14 protein-coding genes are annotated in these 15,036 nt (G+C 75.0%); 5 read left to right on the top strand and 9 right to left on the bottom strand.

Going from position 1 to position 15,036, the window contains the following annotated elements; translation table 11 throughout:
- Positions 1 to 11 precede the first annotated feature (11 nt).
- The 6 genes from ACH4SL_RS05800 to ACH4SL_RS05775 form a co-directional block, all read right to left on the bottom strand.
- A complete protein-coding gene (locus ACH4SL_RS05800; RefSeq protein WP_398442158.1) occupies positions 12 to 719 on the bottom strand; it encodes a hypothetical protein in 708 nt (235 codons plus the stop codon).
- The gene (locus tag ACH4SL_RS05795; protein WP_398442157.1) at positions 716 to 1,864 is read right to left on the bottom strand and encodes an ROK family glucokinase; all 1,149 of its coding nucleotides are present in this window, start codon (positions 1,862 to 1,864) and stop codon (positions 716 to 718) included. The genes ACH4SL_RS05800 and ACH4SL_RS05795 overlap by 4 nt, the downstream gene beginning before the upstream one ends.
- Entirely contained in the window at positions 1,861 to 2,712 is an 852-nt protein-coding gene (locus ACH4SL_RS05790) for an ATP-binding cassette domain-containing protein (protein WP_398442156.1), read from the bottom strand. The genes ACH4SL_RS05795 and ACH4SL_RS05790 overlap by 4 nt, the downstream gene beginning before the upstream one ends.
- Complete coding sequence (locus ACH4SL_RS05785) at positions 2,709 to 3,746, bottom strand: ABC transporter permease (protein WP_398442155.1); 1,038 nt, start codon at positions 3,744 to 3,746, stop codon at positions 2,709 to 2,711. The genes ACH4SL_RS05790 and ACH4SL_RS05785 overlap by 4 nt, the downstream gene beginning before the upstream one ends.
- Positions 3,743 to 4,726, bottom strand: coding sequence for a substrate-binding domain-containing protein (locus tag ACH4SL_RS05780; RefSeq protein WP_398442688.1), 984 nt, complete (start codon positions 4,724 to 4,726; stop codon positions 3,743 to 3,745). Before ACH4SL_RS05780 ends, ACH4SL_RS05785 begins: the two co-directional genes overlap by 4 nt.
- A gap of 189 nt (positions 4,727 to 4,915) precedes the next feature.
- Positions 4,916 to 5,695 (bottom strand): GntR family transcriptional regulator, encoded by a 780-nt coding sequence (locus tag ACH4SL_RS05775; RefSeq protein WP_398442687.1) that lies wholly within the window; start codon positions 5,693 to 5,695, stop codon positions 4,916 to 4,918.
- A 116-nt stretch (positions 5,696 to 5,811) separates the two neighbouring features.
- On the opposite strand from ACH4SL_RS05775, the gene ACH4SL_RS05770 reads away from it, so the two are divergent.
- From ACH4SL_RS05770 to iolD, 5 genes are all read left to right on the top strand, one after another.
- The gene (locus ACH4SL_RS05770; RefSeq protein WP_398442154.1) at positions 5,812 to 6,873 is read left to right on the top strand and encodes a Gfo/Idh/MocA family oxidoreductase; all 1,062 of its coding nucleotides are present in this window, start codon (positions 5,812 to 5,814) and stop codon (positions 6,871 to 6,873) included.
- On the top strand, positions 6,870 to 7,730 hold the full coding sequence (locus tag ACH4SL_RS05765) for a TIM barrel protein (protein ID WP_398442153.1): 861 nt from the start codon (positions 6,870 to 6,872) through the stop codon (positions 7,728 to 7,730). The genes ACH4SL_RS05770 and ACH4SL_RS05765 overlap by 4 nt, the downstream gene beginning before the upstream one ends.
- A gap of 143 nt (positions 7,731 to 7,873) precedes the next feature.
- Positions 7,874 to 8,854, top strand: coding sequence for a 5-dehydro-2-deoxygluconokinase (iolC, locus tag ACH4SL_RS05760; protein ID WP_398442152.1), 981 nt, complete (start codon positions 7,874 to 7,876; stop codon positions 8,852 to 8,854).
- Entirely contained in the window at positions 8,851 to 9,714 is an 864-nt protein-coding gene (gene iolB / locus ACH4SL_RS05755; protein ID WP_398442151.1) for a 5-deoxy-glucuronate isomerase, read from the top strand. The genes iolC and iolB overlap by 4 nt, the downstream gene beginning before the upstream one ends.
- The gene (gene iolD / locus ACH4SL_RS05750) at positions 9,711 to 11,558 is read left to right on the top strand and encodes a 3D-(3,5/4)-trihydroxycyclohexane-1,2-dione acylhydrolase (decyclizing) (RefSeq protein WP_398442150.1); all 1,848 of its coding nucleotides are present in this window, start codon (positions 9,711 to 9,713) and stop codon (positions 11,556 to 11,558) included. Before iolB ends, iolD begins: the two co-directional genes overlap by 4 nt.
- 420 nt (positions 11,559 to 11,978) lie before the next feature.
- Here the strand turns inward: iolD and ACH4SL_RS05745 are convergent, their stop codons facing one another.
- The 3 genes from ACH4SL_RS05745 to ACH4SL_RS05735 form a co-directional block, all read right to left on the bottom strand.
- Positions 11,979 to 13,421: a hypothetical protein gene (locus ACH4SL_RS05745; RefSeq protein ID WP_398442149.1), complete on the bottom strand. Its 1,443-nt coding sequence runs from the start codon at positions 13,419 to 13,421 to the stop codon at positions 11,979 to 11,981.
- A 137-nt stretch (positions 13,422 to 13,558) separates the two neighbouring features.
- On the bottom strand, positions 13,559 to 14,122 hold the full coding sequence (locus tag ACH4SL_RS05740) for an isochorismatase family protein (RefSeq protein ID WP_398442148.1): 564 nt from the start codon (positions 14,120 to 14,122) through the stop codon (positions 13,559 to 13,561).
- Positions 14,123 to 14,284: 162 nt separating this feature from the next.
- Positions 14,285 to 14,917, bottom strand: a complete 633-nt coding sequence (locus tag ACH4SL_RS05735) for an LUD domain-containing protein (protein WP_398442147.1) — start codon at positions 14,915 to 14,917, stop codon at positions 14,285 to 14,287.
- Positions 14,918 to 15,036 lie beyond the last annotated feature (119 nt).

Genomic DNA, 15,036 nt, shown 5'->3' with positions numbered 1-15,036 from the left:
GCGCGCCGGAATCACCCGCCCCCGAAGCCGTGCTGGAAGTTGACGGTGGACACCACGTAGACCTTGGGCGCGTCGGCGTCCGTGAGGTCCACGGTGATGTCGTGGTCGGGCTTGTCGCCGACCTGGTGGGTGGACATCCCGGCCCAGTAGTGGCCCGGCACGTGGAAATTCCAGCCGACCCGGGCGGCGTCCTTGTCGGAGACGGACACCTTGCCGTCGTGCAGGGCGGCCCGGCTGGTGCCCAGCTGGGCGAGAAAGGTGTCCAGGCCGCCCGCGGTGGTGGTGAACTGGCAGAAGAACTGGCTGGTGTCCCAGGAGTTGGTCTCCAGGTAGCCGTCGTGCACGGTGCCGTCGGGGATCGGCACCTGGTAGATGCGGCGCTGGAGCTCGCTGGGGACGACCCAGGTCAGATGGCGGGCGGCGGCCTGCGTCTGGGAGTCGACGCCCGCACCGCGGCTCTGCGCGGCGGAGATCAGGACGTAGCCGAGCGGCAGCAGGATCAGCAGCGGGACGACCGTCCAGCGCATCCAGCGCGGGATCTCGCGCAGCGGCAGCGCGCTGCTGCCGCTGCCGGAGGCGCCCGCGCCACCCCGGCCACCGGAACCGCGGTCGCCGGAGCCGCCCGGGCCGCGGTCGCCGTGGCCCGCTCCGGGGCCGTCGCCGGGGAGCCCTTCCGGGGCGCTGTCGGGGCCGGCCGCGCGCTCGGGGGTCGTGGTCACTGGTCGGCCTCCTGGCGGCCGTAGATCCGCCCGTAGCGCTCGTAGCGCTCCACGCGGCGGCGGTTGGTGCGGCGGAAGCGGCGGGCGACCAGCCGGGCGAGGTCGGCGGCGCCGACCATGCCGGCCTCCGGGCCCAGCTCGGCCTTGGCGATGCGCGCCTCGGGACGGTAGCCGCGGCCGGTGAGGGTGCGCCGGAAGGCGTCCCTCGCGGGGGTGATGAGCAGGTCGTCCGCGGCGCTGACGCCGCCGCCGATGACGAAGCAGGACGGGTCGAGCGCGGCGGCGAGGTTGGCGATGCCGACGCCCAGCCACTGGCCGATGTCCTGGAAGAGCTCGACGCACATCGGGTCGCCGGCCCGGGCCAGCTCGGTGATCAGCGGGCCGGTGATGTCGGCGACGGAGCCGCCGACCCGGTCGATGATCCCGTACGCCACGGGCGAGTCCGCGGCGGCCAGCTCGCGGGCCTCGCGCACCAGCGCGTTGCCGGAGCTGTACTGCTCCCAGCAGCCGCGGTTGCCGCACGGGCAGCGGTGCCCGCCGGGCACCACCTGCATGTGCCCGAACTCCCCCGCGACGCCGAAGCGGCCCCGCTTGACCTGGCCGTTCTCCAGGATCGCGCCGCCGATGCCGGTGCCCAGCGTGATCATGACGAGGTCGGCCTCGCCGCGGCCGGCACCGAAGCGCCACTCGGCCCAGGCGGCGGCGTTGGCGTCGTTGTCGACCATGACCGGGACCAGCAGCCGGTCGGCGAGCCGCTCGCGCAGCGGCTCGTCGCGCCAGGACAGGTGCGGCGCGAAGAGGATGCGCGAGCGGTCGGCGTCGACCCAGCCGGCGGCGCCGATGCCGACGGCGTGCACGTCGTGCCGCTCGGACAGGTCCAGCACCAGTTCGACGATGGTGTCCTCGACGACCTTGGGGCTCTTGGACTTGTCGGGGGTCTCGGTGCGCACCTGCTCCAGGATCGTGCCGTCGGCGTCGACGACACCGGCCATCACCTTGGTGCCGCCGATGTCGATGCCGACGGTCGGCACCCGCGGCGCGCTCAGGTGGCTGCGGCGCTCGCGGCGCTCCGCGCCGCTGACATTGCGCCACACGGTCGCTCTGGCGGCGCTGCCGCGGTACACACGTTCACGGTTGGCACTCAAGCGTCGGTCTCCGGGTCGGTGGCGTCCACCGGCCCCGGGGCCGCCGGTGCACGGCTCAGCTCATGCGTCAGCTCGTCCAGCTCGCTGCCCCCGGCCATCTCGCGGGTCAGCGCGTCCAGGGTAATCGCCCGCTTGAGGTGGCTGCCGGACATCGCCCCGCGCTTGAGCAGGACGAAACGGTCTCCGACCAGGTAGGCGTGGTGCGGATTGTGTGTGATGAGCACCACCCCGAGGCCCGCGTCGCGCGCGGCGGCGACGTAGCGCAGCACCATCCCGGACTGCTTGACACCGAGCGCCGCGGTCGGTTCGTCCAGGACGAGCACCTTCGCCCCGAAATGCACCGCGCGGGCGATGGCCACGCACTGCCGTTCGCCACCCGACAGGGTGCCGATGGACTGGTCCACGTCGCGCAGGTCGATGCCGAAGCGCAGCAGGGCCGCCCGGGTGGTGGTGCGCATCGCGGCGGCGTCGAGGCGGCGCAGCGGGCCGCGGCCCCTGGTGGGCTCGGAGCCGAGGAAGAAATTCCGCCACACGGGCATCAGCGGCACCACGGCGAGGTCCTGGTAGACGGTCGCGATGCCGCGGTCCAGCGCCTGCCGCGGCGAGGTGTGCCGGACCGGCTCGCCCTCGATCGCGTACGTCCCCGAGTCGTGCGGGTGCAGCCCGGCGATGATCTTGATGAGGGTGGACTTGCCGGCTCCGTTGTCGCCCAGGACACAGGTGATCTCGCCGGCGTGCACCTCCAGCGAGACGTCCCGCAGCGCGCGCACGTTGCCGTAGGACTTGGACACGCCGGAGAGCGAGACCAGCGGCGCGGCGCCGCCCTCCTTCGTCGGGGTGGTGGTCATGCGGTGGCCTCCGCCCGCCTGCGGACCCAGGCGTTGAGCAGGGTGGCGAGCAGCAGCATCGCCCCGAGGAAGAACTTGAACCAGTCCGGGTTCCACTGGGCGTAGACGATGCCCTTGCTCGTCATGCCGAAGATGAACGCGCCGACCGCGGAGCCCACGGCGCTGCCGTAGCCGCCGGTCATCAGGCAGCCGCCGATCACGGCCGCGATGATGTACAGGAACTCGTTGCCGACGCCCTCGCCGGACTGCACCACGTCGAAAGAGAACAGCAGGTGCTGGCCGGAGATCCAGGCGCAGAAGGCGACGGCCATGTAGAGGCCGATCTTGGTGCGGGCCACCGGCACGCCGACCGCGCGGGCCGCGTCGGCGTTGCCGCCCGCCGCGAAGATCCAGTTCCCGGCGCGGGTGCGCAGCAGGATCCAGGTGGCGACCGCGACCAGCCCGAGCCACCACAGGATCGTCACCTGGAGGTCGACACCGCCGACCGTCCAGTGCGAGGCGAAGACGTCCTGTGCGGCCGGGAAGCCCTCCATGTCGCCGATCGGCTTGGTGGCCACGGTTCCGCTGATCAGCTTGGTCAGGCCCAGGTTCAGGCCGGTGAGCATGAGGAAGGTGCCGAGCGTGATGATGAAGCTGGGCAGCTTGGTGCGCACCAGCATGATCCCGTTGAAGGCCCCGAAGGCGAGTGTGACCAGCAGCGAGACGCCTATGCCGACCCAGGTGTTGGCGGTCATCTGGTAGCTGAACATCGACGAGACCAGCGCGGAGCTGGTGACCATCACACCGGCCGACAGGTCGAACTCGCCGCCGATCATCAGCAGCGCGACCGGCACCGCCATGATGCCGATCGTCGACGAGGCGTAGAGCACGGTGCCCAGGCTCGACCAGCGCAGGAAGGGGTCGGCCGCGAGCGCGAAGAAGACGAAGACGGCGACGGCCCCGACGACCGCGCCCAGCTCCGGCCTCCCCAGCAGCCGCCGGGCCACCGACCGCGGCGCCAGCCGCTCGTCGGAGGCGAGCGCGAGATCACTCATCGCGTCCCCCGCTTGGCATACGTCAGCAGCGCGTCCGCGTCGTCCTTGGTGACGATCTGCGGGCCGGTCAGGACCGGCTGGCCGCCGCCGAGGGTGTCGTTGTTGTAGCGGTAGAGCCACAGCAGGTCGATCGCCTCGTAGCCCTGGAGGTAGGGCTGCTGGTCGACGGCGAAGCCGATGGTGCCGTCCTTGAGGGAGGCCGCGACCTGCGCGTTGAGGTCGAAGGTGTCGATCTCGGCCTTCGAGCCGGACTGCTGCCTGGCCTTGGCGGCGGTGGCGGCGAAGGGGGCGCCGAGCGTCACGACGGAGTCGATGGACGTGTCGGACTCCAGCTTGGCCTGGATCGCGGAGAGCACGTCGGGCATGTTGGTGCCGTTGACGTACAGGTTGTCCATCGTGCCGTGGAAGGTGGACTTCGCGCCCGCGCAGCGCTGCTCCAGGCCGACGTTGCCCTGCTCGTGCAGGACGCACAGCGCGTGCTTCTTGCCGCGGCTGTTGAGGGCGTCGCCGACCGCGTTGCCGGCGATCTCCTCGTCCTGGCCGATGTGCGTGAGCGCGCCGAACTGCTTCGACTCGGTCGCCCCGGAGTTGATGGTGATCACCGGGATGCCGGCCTTGACCGCCTTGGCGACGGCCGCCTTCATCGCGTCGGGCTTGGCGAGGGTGACGACCAGGCCGTCCACGTGGCTGTCGATCGCGGCCTGCACGAGCTGGGCCTGCTGGTCGCCCTGGTCGCTGTTGGAGTAGACGAACTTGATGTTGTCCTTCGCGGCGGCCTGCTTCGCCCCGCTCTGCACGATGTCCCAGAAGGTGTCGCCCGCCCCGGAGTGGGTGACCATGGCGAAGGTCCAGTGCGGGGTGTTCACGGCCGAGCCGTTCGCCGCCAGCTTCTTGGCCCGGTCCTCCGCGCGCTTGCCGCCGGTGCTGCTGCACCCGGCCAGGCCCGCCGCGCCGAGCGCCACCGCGAGGAGTACGCCCAGCGCTTTCGTTCCTGCCCTTGCCATCGCCACGAGGCCCTGCCTTTCCCTGCTGTCCGTGGTGCAGCCGTGATGGAAGTGCTGCCCATCGTCTTGAGCGACGACCATCCCGGCGGCCCCAGTATCCGTCAAGAGGTGCGGTGACCCCGCCTCCGGGAGGCGGCAGCGGGCTCCGGGCCTGCGAGATGGGGCTCAGCCGCGCACCAGCAGGCGGAATTCGAAGGCGTAGCGCGAGGCACGGTAGACATGGGTGCCGTACTCGACGGGGCGCCCGCGGTCGTCGTAGCTGATCCGCCGGACGGTGAGCAGCGCCGCCCCCGGCGGCTCGCCGAGGACCCCGCACTCCTCCGGGGTGCCGGTGCGGGCGCCGACCCGCTGCTGGGCGCTGTGCAGGGTGATGCCGCGGGCCCGCAGCAGGGCGTACAGGCCGCCGCTCTCCAGCTCGCCGGTGGACGGCTCCAGCACGTCGCCGGACAGGTAGTTGCACAGGTACGCGACCGGCTCGCCGCAGCTGAGCCGCAGCCGGCGCAGGACGGCGACCCGCGCGGACTCCGGCAGCCCGAGCGCGGCGGCGACCTCGGGGGGCGGCGGGCCCGCGGTGTTGAGCAGCACCCGGGTCGCGGGCTCCAGGCCCGCGGCGGCCAGGTCGTCGTACAGGCTGCTCAGCTCCAGCGGGCGGTTCACGCCGGTGTGCACGACCTGGGTGCCGACCCCGCGGCGGCGCACCAGCAGGCCCTTGTCGACGAGCGAGCCGATCGCCTGCCGCACGGTGGGCCGGGACAGGCCGAGCCGGGCGGCCAGCTCCACCTCGTTGCCGAGCAGGGTGCCCGGGGTGAGCGCGCCGTCCTCGATGGCCGTCTCCAGCTGGCGGGCCAGCTGGAAGTACAGCGGTACGTGACTCGCCCGGTCCACGGCGAGCCGCAGCTGTGCGGGCTCGTGCTTGGGCACGCTGGGAGCGTAGCGGGACGGCATGGTCACGGGAAGTCCGTATGTCCGGACATAGCGTTGACACAGGCCGCGGTGGCGAGGGAGGTTGGGACGGCGCGCACAGCCGTCACGTCTCCTCTTCGGAAGGGGCAGGAGCAGGTATGCGGATCGGACTCATCGGCGCGGGGCGGATCGGGGCTTTCCACGCCGCGACGCTCGCGGCGCACCCGGGCGTCGGCGAGCTGCTGGTCGCCGACGCCGAAGCGGCCCGCGCCCGGCAGGTCGCGCTCCGCGCGGGCGCCCGCGCGCTGCCGGTGGACGCGCTCTTCGCGGCCCGGCCCGACGCGCTGGTGATCACCTCCGCGACGGCCGCGCACGCCGCGCTGGTCACCCGGGCCGCGCACGCCGGCATCCCGGCCTTCTGCGAGAAGCCGGTCGCGGTGGACCTCGCGGGCACGGTCGCCGCGCTCGCGGAGGTCGCGGCGGCGGGCGCGGTGCTGCAGGTCGGCTTCCAGCGCCGCTTCGACGCCGGTTACGCCGCGGCGCGGGCCGCGGTGGCCGCCGGGCGGCTCGGCCGGCTGCACACCGTCCGCACCGTCAGCTCCGACGCGGCGCCGCCGCCCGCGGGGTACGTGCCGCTGTCCGGCGGGCTCTACCGGGACTGCCTGATCCACGACTTCGACATACTGCGCTGGGTCACCGGCCGGGAGATCACCGAGGTGTACGCCGCGGGCGAGAACGTCGGCGCGGACTTCTTCCGCGCCGCGGGCGACGCGGACACCGCCGCGGTGCTGCTCACCCTGGAGGGCGGGCTGCTCGCCACCGCGACCGCGACCCGCTACCACGCGGCCGGCTACGACGTGCGGATGGAGCTGGCCGGGACGGACGACCAGCTCGCGGTCGGCGTCACCGCCCGCGCCCCGCTGACCTCCGTGGAGCCTGGCGCGGCGGCCGCCCCGCGGGATCCGTGGACCGGCTTCCTGGACCGCTTCGGCTCGGCCTACCGGGCCGAGATGGACGCCTTCCTGCGCGTCGCGCGGGGCGCCGCCGCCAATCCCTGCGAGGGTCGGGAGGCGCTGCGGGCGCTGCTGGTCGCCGAGGCCTGCGAGATCTCCCGGCGGGAGCGGCGCCCGGTGCGGATCGCGGAGGTGGCCGCCGCGGCGCGGGCCGTGGAAGCGGTGGAGGCGGGCAGCGCCGAGGGAGCCAAGGGAGCGGTGGCGTGAGGCGGGAGCAGATCGCGGCGGCGCCGATCTCCTGGGGGGTGTGCGAGGTCCCCGGCTGGGGGCACCAGCTCACCCCCGAGCGGGTGCTCGCCGAGATGGCCGGGCTCGGGATCGGCGCGAGCGAGTTCGGGCCCGACGGATTCCTGCCCGGGCCGCTGCTGGCCGCGCACGGCGTCACCGCGGTCGGCGGCTTCGTCCCCGCGGTGCTGCACGACCCGGACCGCGACCCGCTGCCGGACGTACGGGCCGCCCTCGACCGCTTCACCACCGCCGGGGCCCGCACGCTGGTGCTCGCCGCCGCGACCGGGCGGGACGGCTACGACGACCGCCCGCCGCTGGACGCCGCGGGCTGGCGGACGCTGCTGGCCCGGCTGGACGGGATCGCGGCGCTCGCGGAGTCGCTGGGCGTGACGGCGGCGCTGCACCCGCACGTCGGCACGCTCGTGGAGGGGCCGGACGAGATCGGCCGGGTGCTGGAGGGCAGCGGCGTCGGGCTGTGCCTCGACACCGGCCACGTCCTGGTCGGCGGCGGCGACCCGGTCGAGCTGGCCCGGCGCGCCGCGGACCGCGTCACGCACGTCCACCTCAAGGACGTCGACGCGGGCGCGGCCGCCGCGGTCCGCGCCGGCCGCACCTCCTACGGGGCCGCGGTCGAGGCGGGCCTCTACCGCCCGCTGGGCAGGGGCGACCTGGACCTTCCGGTGCTGCTCGCCGCGCTGGACGCCGCGGGCTACGCGGGCTGGTACGTGATGGAGCAGGACACCGTCCTGACCGCCGAGCCCCCGCCGGGCGAGGGCCCACTCGCGGACGTGGCGGCGTCCCTGGACTGGCTGCTGGAGTGGGCGTCCGAGTCATGAGGGCCCCTGCGGAGGGGGCTGCGGGGGCGGGTACGGGCGCGGCCGCGGGGCCCGGTTCCGGGGAGGAGGCTGCCGGGGCGGGCGCGGATACAGGGCCCGGCGTCGGGGAGGCCGGAGGTGGCGCCGGGCCGGGGGCGTACGACGTGGTCACGTTCGGGCGGGTCGGGGTGGACCTGTATCCCGAGCAGAGCGGCGTGGGGCTCGCCGAGGTGCGCAGCTTCGCGAAATACCTGGGCGGGACCGCCGCGAACGTCGCGGTCGCGGGGGCCCGGCTGGGGCTGCGGACGGCGCTGCTCAGCGGGGTCGGCCCCGACCCCTTCGGCGGGTACGTGCGCACGGCGCTCGACGCGTTCGGGGTCGGCACCGGGCTGCTGGCGACCGTGCCGGACACCCAGACGCCCGTCGTCTTCTGCGAGCTCTTCCCGCCCGACGACTTCCCGCTCCACTTCTACCGCCGCCCGGTCGCGCCCGACCAGTGCCTGACCCCGGGCATGCTCGCCGAGCCCGCGGCCGCGGCGGCCGTCCGCGGGGCACGGGCCCTGTGGATCACCGGCTCCGCGCTGGCCGTCGAGCCGACCCGCTCGGCCGTCTTCGCGGCGCTGGAGCTGCGGGCCGGCCGTGAGGTGTGGTTCGACCTCGACTGGCGGCCCGGTTTCTGGGCCGACCCCGCGCAGGCCCCGGCGCTCTACGCCCGCGCGCTGGCGTACGCGACCCTCGCGGTGGGCAACCGGGAGGAGGTGGAGGTCGCGGTGGGCAGCACGGACCCGGAGACGGCGGCGGGGCTGCTGCTGGAGCGCGGAGTACGCACCGCGGTCGTCAAGCAGGGCCCGGCGGGCGCGCTGGCCCGCACCCGCGGCGGCGAGCTGTGCGTGGCCCCGCCGGTGGCGGTGAAGGTGGTCAACGGCCTGGGCGCGGGCGACGCGTTCGGCGGCGCGCTGTGCGCGGGCCTCCTCGCGGGCGACCCGCTGCCGGACGTGCTACGCGCGGCGAACACGGCGGGCGCGCTCGTCGCCTCCCGGCTGGCCTGCGCGGACGCGATGCCGACGCGGGCGGAGATCGCGGCGGCGCTGCGCGAGCAGGCCGGCCGCGGCCCCGCGGGGCACGACACGGGAGGTGCGGCATGACACATGTGGCGGCCGGGCGGGCGGCGCGGGACGGGTGGGACGTCTGCCTCGCGCCCGAGGACGCCGGCTGGACGTACTCCGGCCTGCGGGTGCTGAGCCTGGAGCCGGGCGGGCGGCGGGAGTTCGCGACGGGCGACAGCGAGTGGGTGCTGCTGCCGCTGGCCGGGGCGTGCGACGTACGGGTCGACGGGCGGGAGTTCGCGCTGCACGGCCGGGAAAGCGTCTTCGCGGGCGTCAGCGACTTCGCCTACCTGCCGCGGGAATCCGACGCGCTGGTCACCTCTGCCGGGGGCGGCCGCTTCGCGCTCGCCGGGGCGCGCTGCGGGAGGCGGCTCCCGGCGCGCTACGGCCCGGCGTCCGGGGTGCCCGTGGAGCTGCGCGGGGCGGGCGGCACGAGCCGCCAGGTCAACAACTTCGCCGCGGCGGACGTCTTCGACTGCGACCGGCTGATCGCGGTGGAGGTGCTGACGCCCGGCGGCAACTGGTCGTCCTACCCGCCGCACAAGCACGACGAGGCGGGCCCGCACGAATCGCGGCTGGAGGAGATCTACTACTACGAGCTGGCCGGCGGCCCCGCCGCGATCGGCTACCAGCGCGTCTACCCCTCGCCGCGCGGCGGCACCGACCTGCTGGCCGAGGTCCGCTCGGGCGACGCGGTGCTCATCCCGGACGGCTGGCACGGCCCGAGCATGGCCGTACCCGGCTACGACATGTACTACCTCAACGTGATGGCGGGCCCGGACCCCGAGCGCGCCTGGCGCATCAGCGACGACCCCGCGCACGCCTGGGTGCGCGGCACCTGGCCCGACCAGCACCCCGACCCGCGCCTGCCGCTGTACGGCGCCCCGGAGGACGTATGAGGCTCACCGTCGCACAGGCGCTGATCCGCTTCCTGGCCGCGCAGTACACCGAGCGGGACGGCGTACGGCACCGCGCGGTCGCCGGGATGTGGGGCATCTTCGGGCACGGGAACGTCGCCGGGATCGGGCAGGCGCTGCGCGAGGCAGGGCCGGACGTCATGCCCTTCCACCAGGGCCGCAACGAGCAGGCCATGGTGCACGCGGCGGTCGGCCACGCCCGCACCACGCACCGGCTCTCCGCCATGGCCTGCACGACCTCGATCGGCCCCGGCGCGACCAACCTGGTCACCGGCGCGGCGCTCGCCACCGTCAACCGGCTGCCCGTACTGCTGCTGCCCGGCGACGTCTTCGCGACCCGGCCCGCCGACCCGGTGCTCCAGCAGCTCGAAGTGCCCTGGGCGCAGGACGTGTCCGTCAACGACACGCTGCGGCCCGTCTCCCGGCACTTCGACCGGATCTGGCGGCCGGAGATGCTGCCCGCCGCCCTCCTCCAGGCGATGCGCGTGCTGACCGACCCGGCCGAGACCGGCGCGGTGACGCTCGCGCTGCCGCAGGACGTCCAGGCCGAGGCGTACGACTGGCCCGACGCGCTCTTCGGGACGCGCGTCTGGCACGTACGGCGGCCGGTGCCGGACGCGGACGCGCTCGCCGAGGCGGCGGCGCTGCTGCGGACGGCCCGGCGGCCGCTGGTCGTCGCGGGCGGCGGCGTACGGCACGCCGAAGCGGCGCCGCAGCTCGCGGACTTCGCCGCCGCCACCGGCATCCCGGTCGCCGAGACGCAGGCCGGCAAGGGGTCGCTGCGCTGGGACCACCCGCAGGCGCTGGGCGCGGTCGGCCACACCGGCGCGGCCCCCGCCAACGCGGCCGCCCGCGCGGCCGACGTCGTCCTCGGCGTCGGCACCCGCTGGACGGACTTCACCACCGCCTCCGGCTCGCTCTTCGCGCCGGACGCGCGCTTCGTCAACCTCAACATCGCGTCCTTCGACGGCCACAAGATGGCGGGCCTCGCCCTCACCGGCGACGCCCGCGCCGGACTCGCCGCGCTCGCCGACCGGTTGACGGGCCACCGCGCGCCCGCGCACGACCACGGCCTCGCGGACTGGCGGGCCCGCACCGACGCGGTCCTCGGCGTCGGCTCCACGCAATGGCCGCCCTCGCAGGGCGAGCTGATCGGCGCGCTCGGCGCCGCCCTCGCCGAGCGGGACGTGCTCGTCAACGCGGCCGGCTCGCTGCCCGGCGACCTCCACAAGCTGTGGCGGGCCACCGACCCCGACCAATACCACGTCGAATACGGCTACTCCTGCATGGGCTACGAGATCCCCGCCGCGATCGGTGTCCATCTCGCCGCGCCCGACCGGGAGGTCTTCGCGCTCGTCGGCGACGGCACGTACCTGATGCTGCCCACGGAGATCGTCACCGCCGTGCAGGAGGGCATCCCGATCAACCTCGTCATCGTCCAGAACCACGGCTACGCCTCCATCGGCGGGCTTTCCGCGCAGGTCGGTGCGGAGGGGTTCGGCACGGCGTACCGCTTCCCCGGCGCGGGCGGGGACTTCACCGGTGCCCCGCTGCCCGTCGACCTCGCGGCGAACGCGGCGAGCCTCGGCCTGGAGGTCTTCGCGCCGGGCTCGGCGCGGGAGCTGCGCGAAGCGCTTTCCGCCGCGCGGGCCTCGCGCCGGGCGACCGCGGTGTACGTCGAGACCGACCCCGCCCGGCCCGGCCTCCCGCCGGACGCGTGGTGGGACGTCCCCGTCGCGCAGACCTCCACGCTGCCGGCTACGCGCGCGGCGTACGCCGCCTACACCGCGCGGGCCGCCGACGCGGGGCCCCGCCCCCGCCTCTGACGCTGCGCGGCTTTCCCGCCGCGGGGGCCCGCGCCTGACGGCGCGGGTGTTTCCCACCCCCAGCCACCCGTGCGGGAGGTAGCAAAAGTTGCGGTCTTCCTGTGGGGGTGACCCGCCATCGGGGGCGAACCGCAGTCCCTCACACATCCGCCCCCACCGGCAGGCAGCCGCCGACGAGACACCGGGAGGGGGACGATCCGGGGGTGCCCCCGGAGGAATGCGCACGCAGGACCCGCCACCTAGCTCATGAGGTCGGACGCGCATTCCGAGGAGGTACCCCCGGAGTGGCACCCGACCCCACCCCGCACGGGGCGCGCGATGCCCCGCCGGGTACACCGGGGGCGCGGGGAACTGCGCGAGCAACCCACCACCGGCGGCAAGGTCGCGCAACAACCGAACCCCCCGCCCCGGGGCGCACCCTCAGCGCGGCGCCAGCCGCAAGAGCGTTGCCCCGCCCGGCCCGAGCGCGAGCGAAACAGCAGAACCCTCCACCGCGGCGTAAGCCGCAAGCGCCGGGTCGAAGCGGGCCACCGCGTACCCGGGCCGCACCACCAGCCGCGCAGCGGCCTTCGCCGTGAAGGAGCGGTTCGCGACCAGCGCCCAGCGGGCCTCCGCGTCGCCCGGCGACGGGGCCGCGAAGACCCCGAGCACGACGGGGTCGCCGTCGACGGAGGCGAACCGCGCGTCCGGCGCGAAAGCCGCCGCCCCGGCCGGCAGCGGCACATCGTTCGCGTGGACGACGGACTCCGAGACGAGCGGCAGGAGTTCGCGGCCGACCGGCCGCAGCCACCCCACGTTGAGCTGCTTCGCGGCGGCGTAGAGCGGCGTGCGCTCACCCCCCACGGTGACGAGGCCCTGGGCGGGCACGAAGCCGTCCCCACGGCTGGGGTCGGGGGTCCAGTACGTGAAGTACTGGACCCCCTTCGCCCCGTAGGCGAGGCTCGTGTTGACCTGCCACGCCAGCTCCGCCGCGGTCGGCAGCCGGTGCCCGGCGTATTCCAGGGACTGGATGAAGATCCACGTGGGGATGCCCGCGCGCAGCCCCGCCGCGCGCACGAGCGCCCAGTTCTGGTGGTAGCCGGGATCCTCCGCGCCGCCCGCGAGCATCGGGTAGCGGTCGAAGGACAGCAGCGAGGGCGCGATCGTGTCGAGCGCCTCCTGGAGGTAGCGGGTGTAGGTGGGGACGTCCATGCCGGGCGTGCCCCACGGCCCGTACGGCTGGCCCAGGCGGCGGAGGTTGAGGTACGGCAGGCTGCCGGGGGCGAGCTCGCGGGCGGTCGCGGTGAGGGAGCCGAGCGTGCCGAAGCGGTTGGCGGCGGGCTCGTCGGCGAGGGTGAACCCGGCGAAGGCGGGCTCGTCCTGGTAGGCGGCGAAGAGCGCGCGCAGCGACACCTCCGCGTCGCCCGCGGTGATCTTCGGGTGGTAGCCGGTGGGGTCGCCGTCGGCCCAGAAGTTGGCGGTGAGCGCCGAGAGCAGCGGGTCGCCCGCGACGAGCACCTTCAGGCCCGCCTGCCGGGCGATGTCCAGGCCGTAGCGGATGCCGGTCTGGTCCCACAGGTAGTTGCCGTTGTGCACGAAGGTGAAGCCCGCGTCGGCGATCTCCTGGTAGCGCTCGGCCGTGACATGCGTGGGCGGCGGCGGCCAGAAGGCCCCGACGGGGAATTCCGGTCCGCCGACGAGCGGCAGCCCCGCGGTGGGCGGGACGTCCCGCCGGCGGCGCGGCGCCTGCGCGCGGGCCTCGTCGCTCGCGGCGCCCACCGCGAGCATGCTCGCGCCCGGGAGCGCCGCGGCTCCCCCGGCCGCGAGCAGCATCCGGCGGCGGCTCAGCGCCGCACGCGGCGACGCGTTCCGCTGCTCTGCCACGACACCCTCCACCTGGACGTTCGGCACCTTCGGGGTGAAGTGTGCCGTATGCCCCGGGGGCTTCCGGGCGAAAAGCGGGCCGCGCCACGCCGCCCGGTCGCGGCGCGGCTACGGTCCGTCCCGGCCGGGCCTTCCGGTCAGGCGGGCTTGTCCGCGAAGTCGACCTCGGCGGCGGCGAGCGCGAGGGCCTCACGGCCCGGCGCCTGGTGGAATTTCCAGTACAGGTTGGTGTGGGCGATGACCTGCGCGGGCGGCGGGGCGCCGTACGCCGAGAGGTCCTCGGTGGTGTGCGCGTCCGTGACCAACGTCACGTCGTAGCCGCGGACGATGGCGCCGTGCAGCGTGGAGCGCACGCACACGTCCGTCTGCGCGCCGGTCACGACGACGCGGCCGACACCGCGGGCGGCGAGCACGGACTCCAGGTCGGTCTCCTCGAAGGAGTCGCCGTAGGCCTTCTGCACCAGCGGCTCGGACGCGCGCCGCACCAGCTCCGGAACGTAATCCCAGGCTTCCGTCCCCGCGACCAGCTCCGCGTCGTTGTGCTGCACCCACACCACCTCCGTCCCGGCCGCGCGGGCCCGTTCGACGAGGGAGGCGATGGTCGCGACCACCGCGTCGCGGTCGTGGGCGGCGCTCACCGTGCCGTTCTGCACGTCGATCACGAGCAGGGCGGTCTTCGGGCGATTCTCCAGCGTGGTCATGCTGCCTCCCGGGCGTGCGGACATCGTCGTCGTTTCCGAGGCTAGGGGCACCCTCTGACAATCCGTCCGTGCCCGGGCGGGGGCGGCCCCCCTCCGGCCGCCCCCCGCCCCCGGGCCGGGCCCGCCGACGCCTGCCGGCGCCCGGCGGGACCCCGCGGCGCCTCAGAAGCCGACGGCCTCGCGGAGCAGCAGCACGGTGCCGCGCCCCGGCAGGTATTCGGCGTTGAGGACGAGCAGCCGGCTGACGGCGCTGGGCCAGCCGTGCGCCTTCATCGTGCGGGCGGTCTCCAGCGGGAGGCAGTGCTCGTGGACGCGGCGCAGCGCGGTGTCCAGGTCGGGCACCACCTTCTGCGCGCCGACGACCCAGATCGCGCGGCCCGCGCCGCCCGCGTAGCCGGGCAGTTGGCTGCCGCTGCCGGAGGCGATCACCAGCGAGCCCCGCTCGGTGACGGCGTGGACGCTGCCCACGACGACGTCGGGGCTCGCGCCCAACCGCCGGATCTCGTCGCCGCCGGTGGCGCGGTCCAGGGCGAGGATGCGGGGCCGGACGGCGTCGTAGCGCCCGCTGCCGTTGATGTCCTCCTCGATGCCGGACAGCCGCAGTGTCTCGCTGGCGCCGGTGAAGACGCTCGCGCCCTCGGGCAGCAGCTCGGCGACGCGGGTGCGCGCGGCGGCGGTGCCGTCGAGGATCTCCACGGTGAAGCCGTGGGCGGTCAGCGCGGCGGCCGCGCGTTCCAGGCTCGCCGCGGACGCCGGGGCGGTGAAGTCCGCGGCCGGCGTGGGGGTGGTGGTCATGGTGCCTCCGTGCTTGTGTTCGCCGATGGGGCGCGGGACGGTGCGCGGGACCGGCCTGCGGGGAGCGGCCTTCCGCGGGGTGTGCGCGTCCCAGCGGTTCGACCGCGCAGCGGCGGGGA

Origin of the sequence: Streptomyces sp. NPDC021020, from assembly GCF_044333285.1 — a bacterium.
GTDB lineage: Bacteria > Actinomycetota > Actinomycetes > Streptomycetales > Streptomycetaceae > Actinacidiphila.
The sequence above is the reverse complement of the archived record's forward strand: the minus strand, read 5'-3'. Positions and strand labels throughout refer to the sequence as shown.